Source organism: uncultured Eubacterium sp., from assembly GCF_934525195.1.
GTDB lineage: Bacteria > Bacillota > Clostridia > Oscillospirales > Acutalibacteraceae > Eubacterium_R.
The window spans coordinates 237,447-260,538 of the sequence record NZ_CAKSZA010000002.1 but is presented as its reverse complement, the minus strand read 5'-3'; the positions used below and the strand labels follow the sequence as shown (position 1 = coordinate 260,538).

The following is a 23,092-nucleotide window of genomic DNA, read 5'->3' as shown; positions in this document are numbered from 1 at the left end:
TCATATTTTGACAAAATATACTCTCTTTGCATTTTATAATGTGTGCAAAGGGGGTATTTTTATTGTTGTTTATGTTGACATACTTTTAGCACTCAATTTTTTTGTGTCGTTTTTCCTCTTGCAAATCACTTGTCTGTTTTCAAAACGAAAGCCAAAACTTATTAGAATAATTCTTGCTTCCGCAATCGGTGCGGTTTATTCGCTCAGTATATTTTGCTATGATGTGCCGTCTTTTGTGCTTGCCCTTAGCAAACTTGTTGTGTCGTTTGTTATGGTGTATGTTTCGTTTGGCTTCAAAAATACGGCTTCATTTTTAAAACAAACTGCGGTGTTTTATTTCGGTAATTTTCTGTTGCTCGGCGTAGTGATGTGTGCTTGCTATTTGTTCAAATTAAAGTTCATAGCAGTCAATAATGATGTGTTGTATTTTGATGTTTCATCTGCAACGATTATTGTATGCACAGCATTTGCATATGCAGTTTCGAGTCTGATTATCAGGTTGTATAATCGAACGCTGTCAAAAAAAGAAATCTATTTTTTGACTATAGAAAATAACGGAACATCAACCGATTTGCTCGCTTTTTTAGACACGGGCAACAAACTCCGTGAACCGTTTTCAAACGCTCCCGTAATTATTGTCGATTCTTCAAAAATTTCTGCAGAAGGAAAAAACACAAGGCTTGTTCCTGTCACAACAGTTAACGGAGTCGGTTTTTTGACTGCATTTAAACCTGACAAAATTATTCTCAAATCAACCAAAGGAGAGGAAGTTATTGAAAATGCGTACATAGCTTTGAGCGATGATGTAAAAGATGAGAACTATTCCGCTATTCTGAATTATGATATTCTTTCAATTTGAGGTGCTTTTATGAAAAACATATTGTTGCGAATGCTTTTGAGATTTTTTCCAAAGCAGTTTTGTCATTATATAAACGGACCCGATGTTTTACCGCCTCCGCTAAAAAGGGAAGAAGAACAAAAAATTATGCTTGAACTTGCAGACGGAAATGATGAAAATAAGGATTTGCTTGTCATTCATAATCTTCGGCTTGTGGTTTATATCGCACGCAAGTATGAATGTCCAACAGCCACAACCGAGGATTTGGTTTCAATCGGAACAATCGGTTTGATGAAAGCGGTAAACACTTTTGATTACACAAAAAACATCAAACTTGCAACTTACGCTTCTCGATGTATAGAAAATGAAATTCTTATGTATTTGAGAAAAGCAGGAAATTCAAAAATCGAACTGTCATTTGATGAACCGCTTAGCACAGACTGGGACGGAAACGAAATGACGCTTCGTGATGTGCTCGGCACAGAACCTGACGAAATCAGCCAAAATATTGAGTACGAGGACGAAAAGAAATTGCTTCGCAAAATAGTTTCAAACCTACCCGAAAAAGAAAAGAATATAATGAACAGGCGGTTTGGATTGAACGGATACAAAGCCCTCACTCAAAAACAATTAGCTGATGAACTTTCAATTTCTCAGTCATACATATCTCGCCTTGAAAAACGCATAATTTCAAATCTCCGCAAGGAATTTGATAAGGCACAAAAAATCAGTTGAGCAAACAAATATATCCTTGACTTTTGCCATTTTGCGTGTTATTATATTCGGGCAGTTGCACCTGTGGCGGAACTGGCAGACGCGCTAGATTTAGGATCTAGTATCGAGAGATGTGCAGGTTCGATTCCTGTCAGGTGCACCAAAAAAAGCCCACTCATTCGAGTGGACTTTTTTTAACTTATCATTGGACAAACTCTTTTTATTTTGTTATTCATCTTTTAGTGCTCGATTTATTGTGTTGAGCACTGTTTTTTTATCTGCTGACCAGAGGGGAGCAATCAGGTCTTTTTTTGCTCCGTCACCTGTCAGGCGGTGAATAACCACATTTTCAGGAATGATTTGTACACATTCCTTTATTATCTCTGTGTACTGCTCCAATGTCAGCACCTCAAATTTGCCTTGCTCATAATCTTTTGCAAGGTCTGTGCCTTTTAGAATGTGAAGCAGTTGAAGCTTTATTCCGTCGGTGACCGTGCACGCATATTCAACGCTTTTCAGCATATCTTCCTTGCTTTCATTCGGCAAACCTAAAATGATGTGAGTGACCACATTTATGCCGATTTTGTGCAAGTCTGCAACTGCTTTGTCGTAAACTTCAAGAGTGTAGCCTCTGCGGATATATTTGGCTGTGTTTTCGTTGATTGTTTGCAGTCCGAGTTCAACAAATATCGGCTTGATTTTGTTGAGTTCGTAAAGCAACGCAAGTACATCATCTCCAAGACAATCTGGTCTTGTGCCGATTGAAAGTGCGACAATATCAGGGTGATTGATTGCTTCTTCGTATATCGCCCTCAATCGTTCAACAGGAGCATATGTGTTTGTAAAAGCCTGAAAATATGCAATGTATTTGCCGTTTTTGATTTTCTTTTCAAGTCGCTTTTTGCCGTTTTCAATTTGCTCTGTAATTGTCAGGTCGGGACTTTCTGCAAAATCACCGCTTCCGCCTTTTGAACAAAATATACATCCTCTTGTATCGATTGAACCGTCACGGTTTGGACATGTAAAACCGCCGTTTAGTGCGATTTTGTAGACCTTTTCGCCAAATCTTTCTTTGAGATAATTATTGAGCGTTGTATATTTCATAAAATTCTTTCAAATTCTTTTTGTTTCCGCAAACATAGGATGTAATTTTGTTAAGGCTCAGTTCATCACCGTTAACCTGTGTGCAAATTCCGCCTGCTTCGTGCAAAATCAGAGTTGCGCCTGCCCAATCCCAAGGGCGGAGAATAAGCTCATAGTATATGTCGGCTTTGCCTGATGCAATATAACAGATGTCAAGTGCCGCTGAACCGCCTCTTCTGACTTCAAGTGCTTTATAGAATATATCCTCTGTGAGTGTGAAAGTTTTGTGTGCAAGTTCGTGTTCATATGGGCAAGTGCCGAAAAGTGCAAGGCTTTTTTCCATATCGCAATCGCTGACATGAATTGGCTTGCCGTTGAGGAATGCACCTTTGCCTTTTTCGGCATAGTAAAGATTGTTCAAATCTGGATCAAGCACAACGCCGATGATTAATTCTTTGTCTTTCGCAAGGCCAACGCTGATTGCACTGTGTTGAAAGCCTTTTATAAAGTTTGTTGTGCCGTCAATAGGGTCAATGATGAAGCAGTAACCGTCGGTAAGTTCCTTGTTTCCGTCGCCCTCTTCACCGAAAAGCTGTGCATCGGGAACAACCTTTTTTAGTTCGGTATATAAAAAGTCTTGAATTTTTTTGTCGTATTTTGTAACAAGGTCAACACTTGAACTTTTTTCACAAATGCCAAGGTCATTGCCTGCACTGCGGTATATTTCTCCTGCTTTTTTTACTATTTCAATAATTTTGTTTAACATTTTTTCATCTCCATGCTGATTATAAATTGATTATATCATATTTATTTTTTATTTCAATATAATTTAATATGTTCATTATACTTTTGTTCTCTAAGATTTTGATTAAAATATTGAATATAACAGGCAAGGGTGCAACATCTCTGCCGGGAAAAATAGCACTTAAATTAAAACCGGGTATACTATTTCATCTGTCAAGAGGAGTTTATTGTATTTGCGTCACGGGTACAAACGGAAAAACAACAACCTGTGGAATGATTGAACACGGACTAAAAAGCAATAATATACCATGTTTTATAAACAAAAGCGGTGCTAATATGCTCTGCGGTGTGGCAACTGCTTTTATCAAAAATTCTAATCTTTTCGGCAAACCAAAATGTAAATATGCGGTTTTGGAATGTGATGAAAACAGTCTGCCTTTAATTACAAATTCTATAAACGCCAAGATAATTGTTGTAACAAATATTTTTCGTGACCAACTCGACAGATATGCAGAAGTTAATACAACTTTTAATAAAATCAAGCAAGGAATAGAAAATTCGCCTAATGCAACCATTGTTCTTAATGCCGATTGTCCGCTTACTTTTTCGCTTAAATTTCATTGTAAAAATGATGTTGTTTCTTTTGGAGTCAATGACAATGGCAAAGCTAACGTTCCGTCAGATTCGCCGTTTTGTCCGTTTTGCAATTCGAGATTAAAATATAATAATGTTATGTATGCACAACTTGGTGATTTTTATTGCCCGAATTGTAAGTATAAAAGAGTCACTCCCGATTTGTGTGCAACCGATGTGCACGGCTCTTCGTTTATTCTTGATGGGAAAAGCATAACTCTTGCACTCGGCGGTATATATAATGTATACAATTTTTTGTCCGCTTCGGCTGTGCTTAATTTATTACATCTTAACTATATACCGCTTCAGTCCTTTGGCGGTTCGTTTGGCAGAACGGAAAGCTTTTATTGTGATAACAGAAAAATTACTGTTATGCTTGTGAAAAATCCTGTCGGTTTTTCAAACTGTATTAACTATGCTTTCAGCCGCTTTGGTGAATTTGAAAGCGTCTTTGCACTCAATGACAATGATGCAGACGGCAAGGATGTCAGCTGGATATGGGATGTTGATTTTTCGGCTGTGAAATCAAGAAAAAATTATGCTGTCGGCAAGCGTGCATATGATATGGCGCTTCGCCTAAAATATGACGGAATTGTACCGTGTGTGATTGATGGAGAGGAATATTCAAAACTGATTTCTTTAATCAAAAACAGCAATAGGGATTTTGTGATTTTTTCAACCTACACAGCTATGATGAATTTGAGGCATTTGTTGATAGAAAACTTTGGCGGTGATGAATTTTGGCAGTAAAGATAGTTCACTTGTATCCTGAAGAAATGAATTTGTACGGTGATAGGGGGAATGTGATTTGTCTGAAAAAACGTCTTGAAGCACGCAATTACAAGGTCGATGTTATCAATGTCGGGTTAGGGGAGCGAATACCCGATTTTGATATTTTGTTTATCGGAGGCGGGCAGGATAAAGAAATGTCAATAGTCAGACGAGATGTCCGCAGAAAGGCGGAAGAACTGACTTATTATATTCATTCGGGAAAAACAATTCTTGCAATTTGCGGTGGCTATCAGCTGTTGGGAGAATATTATAAAACCTCTTCATCGCAGGTTATTGAGTTGTCGGGCGCCTTGCCGTTTTTTACTGAGGGTGCAAAGCAAAGAATGATTGGCAATATAGTGTTTGAGTCGCCGTTCGGCAAAATTGTAGGCTTCGAAAATCATAGCGGAAAAACATATGTTGCAAATGAACTTCGCCCGCTCGGTCGTGTGATTTCAGGATATGGGAATAACGGCGAGGACGGTTCGGAAGGTGTGCTCTATAAAAATACTTTTGGCACTTATGCACATGGTGCGGTGCTTCCGAAAAATCCTCTGCTTGCCGATGAAATAATAAAAAGAGCGTTGCAAACAAACGAACTGTCAAAACTTGATGACGAACTCGAAAATTTGTGCCATAATTCTCTTGTTTCAAGATTTACATAGCACTTGACAAAATGCCTCGCTTTTGGTAAGATACTATCGATATTGAAAGGCGACGATTAAGAGGAGTAGCACCCGATTGTTTTTCAGAGAACTGACGGTCGGTGCAAGTCAGCAGGCAGACGGTGTGAAGGTAGCTTATGAGCCGATAGGATGAAGTAGCAGTAGTCCTATCCGTATTTCTGCGTTAAGGAAATGAGTGGCACAGTCGCTATGCTGTGCAATTTGAGTGGTACCACGGATTTATTCGCCTCATATTTTGAGGCGTTTTTTATTTTTTATAGGAGATGAAAAAATGGCAAAAGAACTTGCAAAGCAGTATAATCCTTCCGAAGTTGAGGATCGCACCTATGATTTTTGGTGCAAAAACAAATACTTCCATGCAAAAAGAGAAGAAGGCAAGAAAACTTACACTATCGTAATTCCGCCTCCGAATATCACAGGTCAGCTTCATATGGGACATGCCCTTGATAACACACTTCAAGATATTCTTATTCGCTATCACAGAATGGCAGGCTACGATACCCTCTGGCTTCCGGGCACAGACCATGCTTCAATCGCAACGGAAGCAAAGATTGTTGAAAAAATGCGTGAAGAGGGCATCACCAAAGAGGATTTGGGCAGAGATAAGTTCCTTGAGCGTGCTTGGGATTGGAAAAAGCAATACGGTGGCAGAATCATTGAACAGCTCAAAAAAATGGGTTCTTCTTGCGACTGGGACAGAGAGCGTTTCACCCTTGATGAGGGTTGCTCAAAGGCTGTTCGTGAGGTATTTGTCGGTCTTTATGACAAAGATTTGATTTATCGTGGCAACAGAATGGTAAACTGGTGTCCTCATTGCAACACTTCAATTTCGGATGCCGAGGTTGAATATGAGGAAAAAGAGGGCAATTTCTGGCATCTTCTTTACACCGTTAAGGAAACAGGCGAAAAGCTTGAACTTGCTACCACAAGACCTGAAACTATGCTTGGCGATACGGCTGTTGCTATCAATGGTGACGACCCAAGATATGCACATCTCCACGGTTGCCATGTTATTCTTCCGCTTCTTGATAAGGAAATTCCTATCGTATGCGATGAACATGCCGATATGACAAAGGGAACAGGTGTTGTAAAGATTACTCCTGCACACGACCCTAACGACTTTGAAGTCGGACTTCGTCATAATCTCCCTATCGTTCGTACTTTCACATATGACGGACATATGACAGGTGCAAAGGACAAGGCTGTTGCCGATGAAATCTTTGCTTCGGGCAGAGCAACACAGAATGAACCTGAAGTTCTTGATTGTGGCAAATACGCAGGTATGACAACTCTTGAAGCAAGAAAGGCTATTGTTGCCGATCTTGAAGCAGGCGGTTATATCAAGGAAATCGAGCCACTCAAGCACGATGTCGGCACTTGCTATCGTTGTCATTCAACAATCGAACCTATGGTTTCAAAGCAGTGGTTTGTAAAAATGGATCCTCTTGCAGGTCCTGCTATTGACGCTGTTGAAAACGGCGACATCAAGTTTGTTCCTGAAAGATTTAAGAAAAATTATATGAGTTGGATGCGTGGCACAAGAGATTGGTGCATTTCCCGTCAGCTTTGGTGGGGTCACAGAATTCCTGCGTGGTACTGCGATGATTGCGGTGCTACTATGGTTTCAAAGGACGATATTTGTGAATGTACAAAGTGCGGCAGCAAGAACATTAAACAAGACCCTGACACACTCGACACTTGGTTCTCATCGGCATTGTGGCCGTTCTCAACTCTCGGTTGGCCTGATGAAACAGAGGATTTGAAGCATTATTATCCAACAAACACTCTTGTTACAGGCTACGACATTATCGGCTTCTGGGTTTCAAGAATGATTTTCTCAGGACTTGCATACACCGATAAAGCTCCGTTTGACACAGTTCTCATTCACGGTCTTGTTCGTGATGCACAGGGCAGAAAGATGTCAAAGTCACTCGGCAACGGTATTGACCCGCTTGAGATTATTGACGAATACGGTGCAGATGCGCTCCGCTTCACTCTTGCAACAGGTAACTCACCGGGAAATGATATGCGTTTCTCTGATGACAAAGTTATGGCTTCTCGTAACTTTGCAAATAAGCTTTGGAACGCTGCAAGATTTGTTCTTATGTATCTTGGCGATGATTACAAGTATAACGGACTTCCGCAAAACCTCCTCATTGAGGACAAGTGGATTATTTCAAAGGCTAATTCTCTTGCAAAAGAGGTAACGGAAAATCTTGATAAATACGAGCTTGGTATTGCAGTTCAAAAGCTTTATGACTTTATTTGGGATGTTTTCTGCGATTGGTATATCGAAATTGCAAAGATTAGACTTCAGGGTGATGACGAAGCAGCAAAGGATGACGCAAAGGCTGTATTGGTATTTGTTCTTACCTATATTTTGAAGCTTCTTCATCCGTTTATGCCGTTCATTACAGAAGAAATTTATCAGGCAATTCCACACGATACAGAGTCTATTATGGTTTCGGAGTGGTGCAAGTTTGATGAGTCGCTTGCCTTTGAGGCTGACGAAACAGAAATGGAAAAGATTATGGCTTGCATTCGTGCAATTCGTAACCGTAGAGCAGAGATGAACATTCCTCCTTCAAAGAAGTCAAAGGTGTTTATCGAAACTTCAAATATTGCCACTTTCTCAAACGGTGTTGACTTTGTAAAGCGTCTTGCATATGCAAATGAAGTTGAAGTTAATGAGTCATTCGGTGACCTCGGCAATGTTGTAACTATCATCACCGATGAAGCAAGAGTTTATATTCCTCTCGGCGATTTGGTAGACTTTGAGGCAGAAAAGAAACGCCTTGAAAAAGAACTCGCAACAGCGGAAGATAAACTTGAATTCATCAACAAAAAGCTCAACAATCCTGGATTTGTAAACAAAGCACCTGAAAAGGTAGTTCAGCAAAACAAGGATGACGCTGCAAAACTTGAAGAAAAGATTGCACAGATTAAAAAGTCAATCGAGGAAATCGCACAGCAATGATTTATAATGAAGCTCTGAACTTCATATTGGGTAAACAAAGCCTCGGCATTATGCCGGGGCTTACTCGTATTATGAACCTGCTTGAAACAATGAATAATCCGCAAAACGATATAAAGATTATTCACATTGCCGGTACAAACGGCAAAGGCACTGTTGCCAAAACAATTAACAATGCTTTGATTAATTCAGGTTGCAAAGTAGGTCTTTTTTCATCTCCTTGGATTGATGATTATCGAGAGCAAATCCAAATTAATAATGAGTTTATTTCCGAGGAAGAATTTGCTTCTTATGTTGATAAATACAAGGATAACGATTGCACGGAATTTGAATTTTTGACCGCAATTATGTACAAATATTTTGCCGACAGCAAGGTTGATTATGCTGTTGTTGAGTGCGGAATGGGCGGTAAGGGCGACAGCACTAATGTCGAGCAGTCGAACATTTCTGTTATAACCTCAATTTCGCTCGACCATACTGCGTTTTTGGGTGATACAGTTGAGCAGATTGCAGAAGAAAAAAGCGGAATTCTTCGCAAAAATTCCTCTTGTGTTTTGTATCCTAACCCTGATATTGAACATATTTTTGAGGGCAAATGCAAAAATCTTGTTATAGTAAATGAACATGGCAATTTCAAGAAAAACAACCTTGCAACCGCAAATGCCGTGCTTGAATTGTTGGGTGTTCCGACCGTTGAACAATGTGCCGAGTTGCCTGCAAGGCAGGAATTTATCGGTTCTGTTATGCTTGACGGTGCTCATAATAAAAACGGTGCACAGGCTCTTGAACCGTATCTTCCGAACGGAAAAGTCACCGCCGTTATCGGTATGATGAAAGACAAGGATGTTGACGGATATTTGTCAATCATTGCTCCGCATTTGAACAGAATTATTACCACAACTCCTGACAATCCTCGCTCTATGCCTGCCGAGGAGTTGAAACAACTTGCTCAAAAATACTGCAAAGATGTCGTTGCGGTTGACAGTTCAAACGAAGCTGTGACGCTCGCAAAGCAGGACGAAAATTTCAAACTCGTTTGCGGTTCGTTTTATCTTGTAAGAGAGGTCAGAAATTTAATTTAACCGCTTCTATAATTTTACAAAATACGCTATACCAATCTGTTACTATGTTAACGGATTGGTATTTTTTTATTTTTAGATTTGGGGGATAAATATGAATGTAACAATCGAATCAAGCGGAAATCTTGTAATTGCATATTTGTACGGCGAAATCGACCATCACACCGCTGTTGATATTCGGGACAAGATTGATAACGCATTGAGCTTTATCAAGCCACAGCATCTTATTTTGGATTTTAAGAATGTAACCTTTATGGACTCAAGCGGAATCGGTCTTGTTATGGGCAGATACAGGTTATTGATGAATTTTCACGCAAGCCTCGAAATCCGCAATGTCACAAAGCAAACCAAAAAACTTATGGAACTTGCTGGGCTCGGCTCAATTGCAATAATTAAGGAAATATAAGGAGAAAAACGATGATAATAAAAAACGAATTTAAGTTGACCGTTGACAGTAAAAGTGTAAACGAAAGCTTTTGCAGGGTGGTTGTTACTGCCTTTGCTTCTGCTCTTGACCCAACTATCGAGGAAATTACGGATTTGAAAACCGCTGTGTCAGAAGCTGTTACCAATTCAATAGTTCACGGCTATGCCGAAACTTGCGGAAAGATTTACATAACGGGTCAGCTATTAGAAAATGATGTTATAAAAATCAAAATCAAGGATAAGGGCAGTGGCATTGCCGATGTCGGCGAAGCAATGACACCGCTGTATACAACAGGCGGAAGTGACAGAGCAGGTCTCGGTTTCACTGTTATGCAGTCATTTTGCGACAGAGTCAGCGTCACTTCTTCACTCGGAATCGGCACAACGGTTATTCTAACTAAAAAAATCAGCGGTCGTACAAAATGGTAACAAAAAGCAGAAATAAAATGATTGAGGACAATATCGGTCTTGTTCACTCCATTGCCAAACGATTCAAGGGCAGAGGAGAGGAATATGACGATTTGTATCAGGCAGGCTGTGTCGGTCTTATCAAAGCGGTTGATAATTTTGATGAGTCAAAGGGTTTTCTCTTTTCGACCTATGCAGTACCCGTCATAATGGGCGAAATCCGTCGTCTTTTTCGTGACGGTGGTGCAGTCAAAGTCTCTCGCTCTTTGAAAGAAAAATCCATCAAGGTGCAGGCTGTCAGAGAAAGATTTATCAAAAAAGAACTTCGAGAGCCGACCGTCAGCGAATTGTCCGAACTTTGCGGAATAGAAACAGAAGAATTGTCCGAAGTGCTTAATATAATCAATCCCGTTGTTTCTTTGAGTTGTACAACGGAGGACGGAGACGAAACAATCGACATTCCCGTTGACGACACGGACAAGCTGTTTGACAGATTATCTGTTCATCACGCAATCAGGGATTTGTCAAATGATGAACTTTTGTTGATAAAATATAGGTTTTATGAGGGTAAAACGCAGTGTGAATCAGCCAAACTTTTGGGCATATCACAGGTGCAGGTATCTCGCCGAGAAAAACAACTTCTTGCAAAATTAAGGGCAAAACTTGAATAATTTATGGCATAATAATACAACTAATCTGTTGACTACATTTGGCGTATTTCAGGAACTTTATCGACAGTTTGAATTTTTGTTTGCATTTTTTCTTTGTTTATGGTATGATTTTATATTATATTTTATAAAATAGGGAGAACAGGTATGCAAACTATTGATTTGGCAATTTCCGTTAACGACCTTATTGCAAAGGTTGACGGTTGGGTTTGGGGATGGCCTCTCATCATCCTCATTTTGTGTGCGGGCGTTTGCCTTTCTGTAAAAACGGGTTTCGTTCAAGTGTTTCACCTCGGTAAAGCACTTAAATTTATGGTGAGAAATGAAGAGGGCGGACAGGGTGAAGTAACTTCGTTCGGTGCTCTTTGTACCGCACTTTCGGCTACAATCGGCACAGGTAACATCGTTGGTGTTGCAACTGCTATTTGCCTCGGCGGTCCGGGTGCGATGTTTTGGATGATTGTTGCCGCATTTTTCGGTATGGCAACAAAGTACAGCGAGGGTTTCCTTGCAATTAAGTATCGTCAGGTTCATGCTGACGGTCACTATCTCGGCGGACCTTTCTATTATATCGAAAAAGGTATGGGCGAAAAGTGGAAGTGGCTTGCAAAGTTGTTTGCCGTTTTCGGTGTGTTCGTTGGTCTTTTCGGTATCGGTACTTTCACCCAGGTAACAGGTATTACCAATGCCGTAAAAGGATTTTTCGACCCTAACGAAAATCATATTGCATTTTCTATCGGTGACAATAACTATGTTTGGCCTGTTGTAATTTGCGGTCTTATCGTAACCTTGTGTGTCGGACTTGTTGTTATAGGCGGTATCAAGCGAATTGCAAAGGTTTCGGAAATCATCGTTCCTGCAATGGCTGTTATTTATATCGTTTGCACATTGATTATTGTTATTACTCATATTAAAAATGTTCCGTCAGCCATTGTTTATATCGTAAGAACTGCATTTGTGCCTGATGCCGTAATCGGCGGTGCAACAGGTATCACTATCAAGGTTGCAATGCAAAAAGGTATCGGCAGAGGTATTTTCTCAAATGAAGCAGGTCTCGGTTCTGCACCAATCGCCGCTGCTGCTGCAAAAACAAAAGACGCTGTTCGTCAAGGTCTTGTAACAATGACAGGTACATTCATCGACACAATCGTAATTTGTACTCTCACAGGTCTTTCAATCGTTACCACTCAGGCAAATCTCAAGTTTGAACCTGACAAGTTTGAGGGCGTAAATATCACAACTTATGCTTGGCAAAACGGACTTCCGTGGAACGAAAATCTTTCGGCATTTCTTCTTATGCTTTGCCTCATTTTCTTTGCTTTCACAACAATTCTCGGTTGGGATTATTACAGCGAAAGATGCCTTGAATACTTAACCGATAATAAATATGTGTTGATAGGCTTCAGAGTTATTTATGTTCTTGCCGTATTTATCGGCCCTTATCTCACAGTTTCCGCTGTGTGGAACATTGCCGATATTGTAAACGGTCTTATGGCTTTTCCAAACCTTGTTGCACTCTTTGCACTTTCAGGAATTGTCGGCAAAGAAACCCGTGCTTATTTCAAAAAGAAAAACCACGAGGACATAAAAGACATAGCAAAGCAAAATAAGTAATCGTAACAATTACATAAATGAAAAAGCGACATTGTTCAAAAGAACCGTGTCGCTTTTTTGTGCCTTGTTTAATGCGTGATTTTGCAGATAATTTTATTCTACTGTAACAACTTTTGCCAAGTTTCTCGGTTTGTCAACATCGAGTCCCTTGTCAGCCGAAACATAATATGCAAGCAGTTGCATTGCAACAACAGCCGGTATCGCCATAAAATCGTCATTGAGATTTGGCAAAACAAAATCAGGCTTGATGTCTTTTACTTGAAGTCCGTCTTTTACAAAGCTGATAACTGTTGCTCCTCGTGACTCAACCTCTCTTATGTTTGAGATTTGCTTTGACATCAATTTTTCTTGCGTAAGCAGAGCAATAACCGGAGTTTTCTTGGTTATCAATGCTATTGTGCCGTGCTTCAGTTCGCCCGATGCAAATGCTTCCGAATGAATGTAGCTGATTTCCTTTAGCTTCAATGACGCTTCAAGCAGAGCAGGGTAGTCAAGTCCTCTGCCAATCATAAACGTGTGCTCCGCTGTGAGCAGAGATTGTGACAGATGATGAATTTTGTCTTTGCGTTGAAGTATGTCGTCAACGGCTTGCGGGATTTTTTCAAGTTCGTTTACGAAACTTTTTGCTTCATCATCATTAAAGCAACCACGCAAAAATGCTGCTTTTGCTGTAATCAAATAGAACACGGCAACCTGTGTTGTGTACGCCTTTGTTGATGCAACTGCGATTTCGGGGCCTGCGTTTGTGTAAATGACATTGTCACTTGCCATTGCGATTGACGAACCTTTGACATTGACTATCGAAAGTGTTTTTGCATCCTTTGATTTTGCGTATTTCAATGCTTCAAGGGTGTCGATTGTTTCACCGCTTTGTGAAACGCATATGACAAGTGTCTTGTCGCTGATAATCGGGTCGCAATACATATACTCGCTCGCCATATAAACATTTACGGGAACAGCACAGGTCTTTTCAATCAAATGCTTGCCGATAAGTCCTGCGTGCATAGCCGTGCCACAGGCAATAACCGTGACGTTTTCACATTCCGTAAAAATGCTGTCGTCAACTCCGTCAGCCGAAAAATCAGGCAATCCGTCTTTGATTCTTGAACGGATTGTTTTTTCAATAACATCCGGTTGTTCGCTGATTTCCTTTTCCATATAAAACGGATAGTGCTTCTTGCCCGAATTGTTGATGTCCCAATCAAGTTCAAGCATTTTCACATCAACCTTGTTGTCCTGAAAATCCCTAACTTCAATGCCGTTTTTGCTGATTTCTGCAATGGTCAGTTCAGGTAAAACAAAGTATTCCTTGCTGTATTCGCCAATAGCCGTGATGTCGGAAGCAATGTACGCACCGTCATCATTCACACAGCACACAATAGGGCTGACATTTCTGACAGCGTAAATTACATCGGGAATGTCATCAAACATAATTCCGAGTGCAAATGTGCCCTTGATTTCTTTGACAGCCTTGATAATAGCTTCGCTCGGGTCGCTGCCGATGTGATAGTAGTTGTCAATCAAAGCGGCAACAACTTCGCTGTCCGTCTGACTTTTGAGTTTGCCTGCAATACCGAGTTGGTTTTTTATTGAAGCGTAATTCTCAATAATTCCGTTGTGCACAAGTGTCACATTGCCGAATTTGTGCGGGTGAGAATTCGAGTCACTCACACCGCCGTGCGTTGCCCATCTTGTGTGGCCAATGCCCGTGTTGCCCTTGATGTCCTTTGATTTTTCGTCAAGTCTTTCAACTCTGCCCTCGCATTTTGCAACGATAACTTCGTTGAGCGTGTCGTTGAAAACAGCAATTCCTGCGCTGTCGTAGCCTCTGTATTCCAAGGTTTTAAGCCCTTTGATTAATTTACCTCTTGCGTCTGTATATCCTGTGTATCCGATAATTCCACACATAATCATTCCTCATTTCTTATTATAAATTTATGATTAAACTAAAATTTTATACTTAATTTTGCTTTGTGAAAAAGGATTTGTTGCTTCGTTGCCGAAGTTTTTGCCTTTTTCTTACGCACCAAAGCGTACGAAAGAGCATCCGCCGAATATTTCGATAACTCTTTTCCTCGTCAACCCATAGGGTTCAGGCGCTAACTGTGGCTGAAATCACAGCCGACAGTTTTATATCATTAATAATAATTAAGTGCAAAATTATCACGCATTAAATTTTCAAGGTGCATCCTTGCGGATAAATACTATTTACCACAAAGAAATGTAAATGTCAACCGAATTAACAGTTTGTTTATAGAATTATTAATGATTTGGTAACATTGGAAAGGTTTTCTCTGCCTCTCGGAGCAAGATAGCAAACATCTTCAATTCTTATTCCAAACTTGCCCGGAATGTAAATTCCCGGTTCGATTGATGTAACATTGCCGACTTCATAGGTGTCTTTGCTTTTCGGTGAAGCATTGAATCCCTCGTGAATTTCAATTCCCAAACCGTGACCTAAACCGTGTCTGAAATATTGCGCCATATTCTTTTCGTCAAGAACGTCATACGCTGCCTTGTAAACATCGGCACATTTAACACCTGCGTTGAGCGCTTTTATGCCTGCAAGCTGTGCGTTGAGGACAAGCTCGTACATTTCTTTCATCTCGTCACTTGCATTGCCGACTGCAACGGTTCTTGTCATATCGCTGTGGTAGCCTTGATAGGTGGCACCAAAGTCAAACAGTACAAACTCACCGCTTTTGATTGTGTTTTCACTCGGAACACCGTGAGGCATAGAAGTTCTTTCACCTGCAAGCAAAATTGTGTCAAAACTTACTCCGTGTGAACCCTCTTTTGCCATAAGATATTCAAAATATGCGGCAAGTTCTTTTTCAGTCTTGCCCGGCTTAACATGGTTGAGAAGCTCTGTAAATGCCTTTTCTGCGATTTGATTTGCCTTTTTCATCATAACGATTTCATCGGCATCTTTTCTGTTTCGTTCTCTCATAAGCAAGTCGCCGAGTTCGATCATCTGAGCGTTTTTGCAATGCTTCTTGATGTTTTCAAATGCTTTGAGCGAAATTGTGTCGCTTTCGTACACAATGCTCTCCGACTTGCTGTCGTTTATAATTTTTGCAAGTTCTTCATAATAGCTTGATTTGAACTCAATAACTTTAAGTCCTGTTTCCTTTGCGTGATTTTCGGCAGTTTCGGTGTATCTTGAATCAACAAGATGAAATGCGTCACCGCTCTTGAGCACAACAACCATACCCTCACTTGGAGAAAAGCTGCACAAATAGTGCATATTAGCCTCGTTCAGCAAAACAAGTGCATCGGCATTTTTATGTTCAAGTATTTTCACACATTTTTGAATGTTCATCATAATTTCTCACCTCATATGTAATACAATGTCACTATTATAAATCTTTAAAGATTTTATGTCAATTTGTTGACTTTATATTTTTAATATGATAACTTAAAGATATATGAATTTAAGGAGTGCGGTTTATGGAAAAATATCTTATTAACCCAAATCAAAAAATTGCAAAAATCAATAAAGATTTGTACGGCCATTTTTCCGAACATCTCGGCAGATGTATTTATGAGGGAATTTTTGTCGGTGAAAATTCAAAAATACCTAATGTAAATGGTATGAGATGCGATGTTGTAAATGCTCTTAAAGAAATGGGAATACCTGTTCTTCGTTGGCCAGGTGGTTGTTTTGCGGATGAATATCATTGGAAAGACGGCATCGGTGATAAGTCACAGAGAAAGAAAATGATTAACACTCATTGGGGCGGTGTTGTTGAGGACAACTCTTTTGGTACTCACGAATATTTTGAACTTTGCCGTCAGCTTGGCTGTGATACATATGTCAACGGTAATGTCGGCTCGGGATCTGTTCAGGAGATGAGCGAGTGGGTAGAATATATGACCTTTGACGGTGTTTCTCCAATGGCAGAACTTCGCAGAAAGAATGGAAGCGATAAGCCGTTCAATCTCAAATATTTTGGTGTTGGCAACGAATCGTGGGGCTGTGGCGGAAATATGGACCCTGAATATTACGGTTGCCTTTTTAAGCGTTATAATACCTATTGCCGTGATTATGATTCAAATAAGCATATTAACCGAATTGCGTGCGGACCAAACTCTTGCGATTATAAATGGACAAGAGAGGTTATGGATAAAGTTAAGCACCACGCAAACGGTATTGCACTTCATTATTATACCGTTCCGACAGGCAATTGGGCTCACAAAGGCTCTGCTACCGTTTTTGATAAAAACGAATATGATTCAACTATTTGCAAGGCGTACAAGATGGAAGAACTTATCACAAACCACCTTGCTGTTATGGATAGCGTAAATCCTGAAAAATGGGTTAAGCTCATCGTTGATGAATGGGGCACTTGGTATGATGTTGAGGAGGGAACAAATCCGGGATTCCTTTATCAGCAAAGCACTATGCGTGATGCTATTGTTGCAGGTCTTACTCTTAATATTTTCAATAAGCACGCAGACAGAATTATGATGGCAAATATTGCCCAGGCGGTAAATGTTCTTCAAGCAGTTATTTTGACTGATGGCGAAAAGATGATTAAAACGCCAACCTATTATGTGTTTAAAATGTATAAAGAACATCAGGAAAACACTTTAGTTGGTTCATATATAACAACGCCTATGGTTAATTCGGTTAATGATAATAAGGAATTTCCGCAGCTTTGCGAGTCTGCTTCTGTTGATGAAAACGGAACTGTTTATTCAACAATCACAAACAACTCATCAACTAAGGCTGCAAAGATTAAATGTCAGGTTGCCGATACAAAAGTTGAAAGCATAACTGCCGAAATTCTTACAGGCGAATGTCACGAAAAGAATGATTTTGACGATACGGATAATGTAAAAACCGTGCCGTTTACCGATTTCAGAAAGCTTAAAGACGGTTTCACGGCAACAATTCCTGCTTGCAGCGTTGTTAAATTTGTTATTAATAAATAATGGATAATAACTGCAAAAGATGTTTGCTTTTCGAAGCAGGTCAAAATGTGACATATAATCAAATTCAGGATTATATCAAAACAATAGACGCTTCGGAAAAGGTGAACGATGAGGTATATAATCATCGCTTGTCAATGTGTAAAAAATGCGACAGCTTGATTTCGGGTATGTGCCTGAAATGCGGCTGTTATGTAGAAGTTCGTGCAATTCTGAAAAACAAGGATTGCCCGAATTTTGATGATAAAAAATGGTGAAAAGAGGAAACAACTATGCAGAGAATTGCAGAATTCGAAAAAGTAAGCTTTGAACAATTTGAAAAGGATTGGCTCAAGGTATATCCCGAAACCGAGGATGTGCAATCAATCTATGACAGCATCAAACTTCCTGTTCGTGCAACAGTCGGCTCGGCAGGTTACGATTTTTTTGCTCCTGCCGATATAACAATCAAAACAGGCGAATCAACCCTTATTCCGACAGGAATCCGTGCAAAAATCAATGACGGATGGGTGCTTAGCGTTTTCCCGCGTTCGGGTCTTGGATTTAAGCACAGAATCGGTCTTGACAATACAGTAGGCATAATTGATGCGGATTACTACGGCTCATCAAATGAGGGGCATATTATGGTGAAACTCTCGTGTACCGCTCACGATGACGGACACAGCGTCACGGTAAATGCTGGTGACGGTTTTGCTCAGGGTATATTCACTCAGTTCGGCATAACAATGTCCGATTCCGTAGACGAAATTCGTGACGGCGGATTCGGCTCAACAACAAAGAAATAAACAAATTCAGTAATTTATCTGTTTTTTCGGTTGAGTTGAAATATTGCACTTGTATTTATTTTGCGTTAGTGGTATATTACCATTTGAATTTATTATTTGTAAATTAAAGGTGAAGTAATGGGATTTTTAGGAAAAAGATTTAAGGAAGCAACGGGACTTAATATTATTATTGTTGGTTGCGGAGTTGTCGGAACAGCTCTTGTAGAACAACTTGTTGTTGAAAATCATGATATCACCGTTGTTGACACGTCGCCTCAAAAGGTGCAAAAGATTACCGATGCATACGATGTTATGGGCGTTGTCGGCAACGGTGCTTCGTTTAGCGTTCAAAAAGAAGCAGGTATTGTTGATGCCGACCTTATCATTGCCGTAACCGATTCGGACGAACTCAACTTGCTTTGCTGCACGGTTGCATCTCGTGTCGGTCATTGTTCAACTATTGCAAAAGTCCGTAATCCCGAATATTCACACGAACTCAATCATATTAAGGACAAACTCGGTCTTGCAATGATTGTTAATCCCGAGTATGAAGCATCTCGAGAAATATACAAAATTCTTTGCTTGCCTACCGCACTTGAAGTCACTTCTTTTGCTCACGGCAAAGCTGACCTTGTAAAAATCAGAATTCCTCACGGTAACATCCTTGACGGTATGACTATCGCCCAACTAGGTAAAAGTACAAATGATGTGCTTGTTTGCGGAGTTGAAAGAAACAATCAAATCTACATCCCGACAGGTGATTTTGAACTTAAAGCAGGTGATATGCTTTCGTTTGTTGCACCCGCAAAAAAGGTTTCTGATTTCCTAAAACATATTGGATTTAAAACAAATAAGGTTAAAAACACCATGATTATCGGTGGCGGTGACGCAGGATATTATCTTGCAAAACGCTTGTCTGATAACGGAATTGATGTCACCCTTATTGAAAAGGACAAGGAGCGTTGTGAGGAACTTGCAACCTTGCTTCCGAGAGTTATTGTCATCAACGGAAACGGCGTTGATGAGGATTTGCTCAACGAGGAGGGAATTCAAAGCGCCGAATCGTTTGTCACTCTAACAGGTTCCGATGAGGAAAATATACTTCTCACTGTTCATGCAAAACAGTTTTCTAACGCAAAACTTGTTACAAAGATTAATAAAATAAGATTTAAGGATGCAATCAACACTCTTGACATCGGCTCGGTTATTTATCCTCGCTATATCACAAGTGAGGCGATTATCGCTTATGTAAGAGCAAAGAGCGCTTCCAAAGGCTCAAATGTTGAAACCTTGTATCATTTGTTCGATCATAGAGTTGAGGCTGTTGAGTTCAAGATTGACAAGGAATCAAAGGTTACCAATGTTCCTATTATGAAACTTAAACTCAAGGATAATCTCCTGATTTGCTTCATTTTCAGAAGAGGCAAGGTTATTATCCCGTCAGGTCAGGACTGCATTTTGCCGGGTGACAGCGTTATGATTGTCACAACTCACTCCGGTTTTAATGATATTAGCAATATTCTTGCATAAGGATAGTTATTTATGAACGGTTCTATTATAAGAAAAATTCTTGGCTATGTGCTTGTTTTAGAGGGCTTGCTGTTGCTTATGCCGGGACTTGTGGGTTTGTATTATCACGAGGAAGAATATAAGACATATCTTATTTGTGCAGGCGTAACCTTTGCAATAGGTGCAGTTGTTGCCATTAAAAAAACTAAAAACAATGTATTTTATCTCAAAGAGGGATGCACGGCTACGGCACTCAGTTGGATTGTGCTTTCCGTGTTCGGTGCCGTTCCTCTTGTTTTGACAGGCGAAATACCGCATTTTGTTGACGCTTTGTTCGAAACTGTTTCGGGTTTCACTACCACAGGTGCAAGTATTCTCACAGATGTTGAGGCGCTTTCGCACGCTTCTTTGTTTTGGCGAAGCTTCACTCACTGGATAGGCGGTATGGGTGTTCTTGTTTTCTTGCTTGCCGTTGTTCAAATGACAGGCGGTTCAAATATGAACCTTATGCGTGCGGAAAGTCCCGGCCCTTCGGTTGGCAAACTTGTTCCGAAAATGCGCTATACTGCAAGAATTTTGTATGCTTTGTACTTTATTCTTACTATTGTGGAAATTGTGTTTCTTGTTTGCGGTGATATGCCTGTTTTTGATGCGATTACCGCTTCGCTTGGCACAGCAGGTACGGGTGGATTCGGTATCAAAAATGATTCTATGGCAAGCTATTCTCCGTATATCCAATGGGTCATCACTATTTTTATGGCACTGTTTGGTGTCAATTTCAATTTTTATTATTTTCTCGTGCTTCGTCAACTTGGCAAGGCACTCAAAATGGAAGAAGTCAGAGCATATTTTGGTGTAATCATCGCTTCTGTAGTTTTGATTTGCGTAAACACAGCCGACCTATATACAAATGTTGCGGATAATATTCGCACATCGGCATTTCAGGTTTCTTCAATCATCACAACAACAGGTTATTCAACAATAGACTTTGATGCTTGGCCGTCATTTTCAAAGGCGATTTTGGTGCTTTTGATGTTTGTAGGCGCTTGTGCGGGAAGCACAGGCGGCGGTATCAAGGTTTCAAGATTTATCGTTGTGATTAAAACAATCAGCAAGGAAATCCAATCTTATCTTCACCCGAAGAATATAAAGAAGATTACTCTTGACGGCAAAACCGTTGAACACGAAACCTTGCGGTCAACAAATGTTTACATAATCACATATTTTATTATTTTTGTTGGAAGTATGCTTTGCGTTTCACTTGAAGATTACGACTTGGTAACTAACTTCACGGCGATTGCTGCAACGCTTAACAATATCGGTCCGGGTCTTGAACTTGTCGGACCTGCACAAAACTTTTCGCAGTTTTCCGACTTGTCAAAGATTGTGCTTGTTTTCGATATGCTTGCAGGCAGATTGGAACTGTTCCCGATTCTTCTTTTGTTCAGCCCTCGTCTTTGGCTCGACACATTTAAAAGAAAAACCGCTCGCAAAATCAGAAATAAATAAAAATATTAAAAATCGCAGAAGCATCGAATCTTCTGCGATTTCGTTTTATGCTGCAACATCATACCAATTTTGTTGCACATCTTTTATTTTTCTTGCTCGTTCTTCGTGGCGTGCTTTTTCTTTTTTTGCCTGATTTTCCTTCTTTTCTTGTATGAGCATAAATACGCAACCTACTGTAAGGTATACGCAAAGTTCAATGATGAAAAATATTCTTTGTCCGTCCTTTGAAATTGATAAAAACAAATTGAACGGCACAATCATCGCCACATATCCCACAACAAGTGTGATTATTGAAATTGCAACGCCTTTTAATATATCTTTTTTGTTCATAATAAAATCTCCTTTTTCGTTTTGCAATGTTTGTTTTTTGTCTACATTTGCATTGTAAAACAAAGGAGATTTAATTACAATAGGGTAGGGATTACAAGTCCTTAAAACTGTACTTATAATACAAAAGTTCTATAAAATTATTGACTTTATTTTTTCAACTGCTGACGGAATATCGGAGATTTTTACCGCTGACGGTACAAACACAATCCTTAACATTCCGTTTTCGTATGAAACGATGTTTGCGCTTATTCCGTTTTGTTCAAATATAGCCGTTTCTTTTTCAAACGGTATTTCTGCCTTGACTTGCAATCCGTTTTCGCTCAATTCAATTTTTGAATCGGGCAAAACCTTTTGAAGTTCATCACAAAAATATTTTGCTTTTGCCGTGTATAACCTGCGGACTTTTCGTGCTTGCGAATTGATGTGTCCGTCACGGATGTATTGGCACAACGCAATTTGCTCGGTTTTGCTTGCAGTTTGAGAAAACTTGTTCTTGCATTTTTGAAATTCCTTTGCAAGTTCTTCGGTCAGCACCATAAAACTGATTCTGATACCCGGTATAAGCACATTTGAAAAACTGCCCATATAGATTATGTTCTGTGCATTCGACAAGGCAAAAAGGGAGGGGATAGGCTTTGTTTGATACAAAAAGTCGCTGTCAAAATCGTCCTCAATTACAAGACTGCCACGCTCCTTGCTGTATTCAACAAGTTCAAGCCGTCTTTTGATTGGCATAACATTTCCGTACGATGTCATATGTGACGGTGAAACATAAATGATGTCGGCGTCTTTGTTCCTTGTTTTAACTTCAAATCCGTAATCTGCAAATAAATTCATACCCTGCACAAAACTTTTATCGGGAAAAGATACCGTGCCTTTGTTCTTGATAAGCGAACACAGAATATACAAAAGCGATTGAACGCCTGCACCGACAACAATTCTGTCAGGGGATGCCGAAACATTCCTCTTTGCTCGGATGTAGTCGGACAAAACTTCTCTCAAATCGGTTTCGCCCTGAACATCACCGTATGATAACAATCGTTCTTCCTGTCGGAGTGCACTTTTTATGTATCGTTGCCATAGCTTAATATCAAAACTTTCCTCGTCTGCATCACCGCTTTTGAGGTCGTATAATATCTTGCTGTTTTCCTCGGTGTGTGTTGTTGCTTTTGGAACAATGTTTTTTTGCTCGGTGACATAATATCCGCTTTTTGGGGAAGCGATAACATATCCGTCAGCCTGTAATTCAAAATAAGCATTTTGGATTGTCGTTTTGCTCACGGGCAAAAGCTGTGTGGCAGCTCGAACAGATGGGAGTTTGTCACCCGCTTTGAGTTGATTTGTCAGTATGAGGTTTTTGTAATAATTATAAATCTCTATGTATTTTTTCATATCTGTACCTTAAAT

21 protein-coding genes, 1 tRNA gene and 1 other annotated feature are annotated in these 23,092 nt (G+C 39.9%); of the genes, 16 read left to right on the top strand and 6 right to left on the bottom strand.

Annotated features, from left to right (window positions below; genetic code table 11):
* Positions 1-7: 7 nt before the first annotated feature.
* The 3 genes from Q0E03_RS03320 (at position 8) to Q0E03_RS03310 (ending at position 1,715) form a co-directional block, all read left to right on the top strand.
* Positions 8-859, top strand: a complete 852-nt coding sequence (locus Q0E03_RS03320) for a sigma-E processing peptidase SpoIIGA (protein WP_297129514.1) — start codon at positions 8-10, stop codon at positions 857-859.
* Between the two features lie 9 nt (positions 860-868).
* Complete coding sequence (locus tag Q0E03_RS03315) at positions 869-1,573, top strand: sigma-70 family RNA polymerase sigma factor (protein ID WP_297129512.1); 705 nt, start codon at positions 869-871, stop codon at positions 1,571-1,573.
* 57 nt (positions 1,574-1,630) lie between these two features.
* Positions 1,631-1,715: transfer RNA gene (locus Q0E03_RS03310), tRNA-Leu, on the top strand.
* Between the two features lie 65 nt (positions 1,716-1,780).
* On the opposite strand, the gene Q0E03_RS03305 is transcribed toward Q0E03_RS03310, so the two are convergent.
* Both Q0E03_RS03305 and Q0E03_RS03300 read right to left on the bottom strand, forming a co-directional pair.
* Positions 1,781-2,656 (bottom strand): TIGR01212 family radical SAM protein, encoded by an 876-nt coding sequence (locus tag Q0E03_RS03305; protein WP_297129510.1) that lies wholly within the window; start codon positions 2,654-2,656, stop codon positions 1,781-1,783.
* A complete protein-coding gene (locus Q0E03_RS03300) occupies positions 2,634-3,401 on the bottom strand; it encodes an inositol monophosphatase family protein (RefSeq protein ID WP_297129508.1) in 768 nt (255 codons plus the stop codon). The genes Q0E03_RS03305 and Q0E03_RS03300 overlap by 23 nt, the downstream gene beginning before the upstream one ends.
* A 68-nt stretch (positions 3,402-3,469) precedes the next feature.
* On the opposite strand from Q0E03_RS03300, the gene Q0E03_RS03295 reads away from it, so the two are divergent.
* From Q0E03_RS03295 to Q0E03_RS03260, 8 genes are all read left to right on the top strand, one after another.
* On the top strand, positions 3,470-4,762 hold the full coding sequence (locus Q0E03_RS03295) for a MurT ligase domain-containing protein (protein ID WP_297129506.1): 1,293 nt from the start codon (positions 3,470-3,472) through the stop codon (positions 4,760-4,762).
* Positions 4,753-5,448, top strand: a complete 696-nt coding sequence (locus Q0E03_RS03290) for a type 1 glutamine amidotransferase (protein ID WP_367270221.1) — start codon at positions 4,753-4,755, stop codon at positions 5,446-5,448. The genes Q0E03_RS03295 and Q0E03_RS03290 overlap by 10 nt, the downstream gene beginning before the upstream one ends.
* A 43-nt stretch (positions 5,449-5,491) precedes the next feature.
* Positions 5,492-5,703 (top strand) — a binding site (T-box leader).
* A 37-nt stretch (positions 5,704-5,740) separates the two neighbouring features.
* Positions 5,741-8,446: a valine--tRNA ligase gene (locus Q0E03_RS03285; RefSeq protein WP_297129504.1), complete on the top strand. Its 2,706-nt coding sequence runs from the start codon at positions 5,741-5,743 to the stop codon at positions 8,444-8,446.
* The gene (locus Q0E03_RS03280) at positions 8,443-9,525 is read left to right on the top strand and encodes a folylpolyglutamate synthase/dihydrofolate synthase family protein (RefSeq protein WP_297129502.1); all 1,083 of its coding nucleotides are present in this window, start codon (positions 8,443-8,445) and stop codon (positions 9,523-9,525) included. The genes Q0E03_RS03285 and Q0E03_RS03280 overlap by 4 nt, the downstream gene beginning before the upstream one ends.
* A gap of 91 nt (positions 9,526-9,616) precedes the next feature.
* A complete protein-coding gene (locus Q0E03_RS03275) occupies positions 9,617-9,928 on the top strand; it encodes an anti-sigma factor antagonist (RefSeq protein WP_288527784.1) in 312 nt (103 codons plus the stop codon).
* An 11-nt stretch (positions 9,929-9,939) separates the two neighbouring features.
* A complete protein-coding gene (spoIIAB, locus tag Q0E03_RS03270) occupies positions 9,940-10,377 on the top strand; it encodes an anti-sigma F factor (protein WP_297129499.1) in 438 nt (145 codons plus the stop codon).
* Positions 10,371-11,027, top strand: a complete 657-nt coding sequence (locus Q0E03_RS03265) for a sigma-70 family RNA polymerase sigma factor (RefSeq protein ID WP_297129497.1) — start codon at positions 10,371-10,373, stop codon at positions 11,025-11,027. Before spoIIAB ends, Q0E03_RS03265 begins: the two co-directional genes overlap by 7 nt.
* A 144-nt stretch (positions 11,028-11,171) precedes the next feature.
* Entirely contained in the window at positions 11,172-12,638 is a 1,467-nt protein-coding gene (locus Q0E03_RS03260; RefSeq protein WP_367270219.1) for an alanine/glycine:cation symporter family protein, read from the top strand.
* 93 nt (positions 12,639-12,731) lie between these two features.
* On the opposite strand, the gene glmS is transcribed toward Q0E03_RS03260, so the two are convergent.
* Positions 12,732-14,546: a glutamine--fructose-6-phosphate transaminase (isomerizing) gene (glmS, locus tag Q0E03_RS03255; protein WP_297129495.1), complete on the bottom strand. Its 1,815-nt coding sequence runs from the start codon at positions 14,544-14,546 to the stop codon at positions 12,732-12,734.
* Between the two features lie 343 nt (positions 14,547-14,889).
* Positions 14,890-15,963 carry a Xaa-Pro peptidase family protein gene (locus Q0E03_RS03250; protein WP_297129493.1) on the bottom strand — a complete coding sequence of 358 codons (1,074 nt, stop codon included), beginning with the start codon at positions 15,961-15,963 and terminating at the stop codon, positions 14,890-14,892.
* 125 nt (positions 15,964-16,088) lie between these two features.
* Between Q0E03_RS03250 and Q0E03_RS03245 the strand changes: the two genes are divergently transcribed.
* The 5 genes from Q0E03_RS03245 (at position 16,089) to Q0E03_RS03225 (ending at position 21,355) form a co-directional block, all read left to right on the top strand.
* Positions 16,089-17,576, top strand: coding sequence for an alpha-N-arabinofuranosidase (locus tag Q0E03_RS03245; RefSeq protein ID WP_297129491.1), 1,488 nt, complete (start codon positions 16,089-16,091; stop codon positions 17,574-17,576).
* On the top strand, positions 17,576-17,830 hold the full coding sequence (locus tag Q0E03_RS03240; RefSeq protein ID WP_297129489.1) for a DUF6171 family protein: 255 nt from the start codon (positions 17,576-17,578) through the stop codon (positions 17,828-17,830). The genes Q0E03_RS03245 and Q0E03_RS03240 overlap by 1 nt, the downstream gene beginning before the upstream one ends.
* A 15-nt stretch (positions 17,831-17,845) precedes the next feature.
* Positions 17,846-18,358 carry a dUTP diphosphatase gene (locus Q0E03_RS03235; protein WP_297129487.1) on the top strand — a complete coding sequence of 171 codons (513 nt, stop codon included), beginning with the start codon at positions 17,846-17,848 and terminating at the stop codon, positions 18,356-18,358.
* Between the two features lie 117 nt (positions 18,359-18,475).
* On the top strand, positions 18,476-19,867 hold the full coding sequence (gene trkA / locus Q0E03_RS03230) for a Trk system potassium transporter TrkA (protein WP_297129485.1): 1,392 nt from the start codon (positions 18,476-18,478) through the stop codon (positions 19,865-19,867).
* Between the two features lie 12 nt (positions 19,868-19,879).
* Complete coding sequence (locus tag Q0E03_RS03225) at positions 19,880-21,355, top strand: TrkH family potassium uptake protein (RefSeq protein ID WP_297129483.1); 1,476 nt, start codon at positions 19,880-19,882, stop codon at positions 21,353-21,355.
* 45 nt (positions 21,356-21,400) lie between these two features.
* Here Q0E03_RS03225 and Q0E03_RS03220 read toward each other — a convergent pair whose 3' ends face one another.
* Together Q0E03_RS03220 and Q0E03_RS03215 are read right to left on the bottom strand one after the other, a co-directional pair.
* Positions 21,401-21,685 carry a hypothetical protein gene (locus Q0E03_RS03220; RefSeq protein WP_297129481.1) on the bottom strand — a complete coding sequence of 95 codons (285 nt, stop codon included), beginning with the start codon at positions 21,683-21,685 and terminating at the stop codon, positions 21,401-21,403.
* Positions 21,686-21,814: 129 nt separating this feature from the next.
* A complete protein-coding gene (locus tag Q0E03_RS03215; protein ID WP_297129479.1) occupies positions 21,815-23,077 on the bottom strand; it encodes a PLP-dependent aminotransferase family protein in 1,263 nt (420 codons plus the stop codon).
* Positions 23,078-23,092 lie beyond the last annotated feature (15 nt).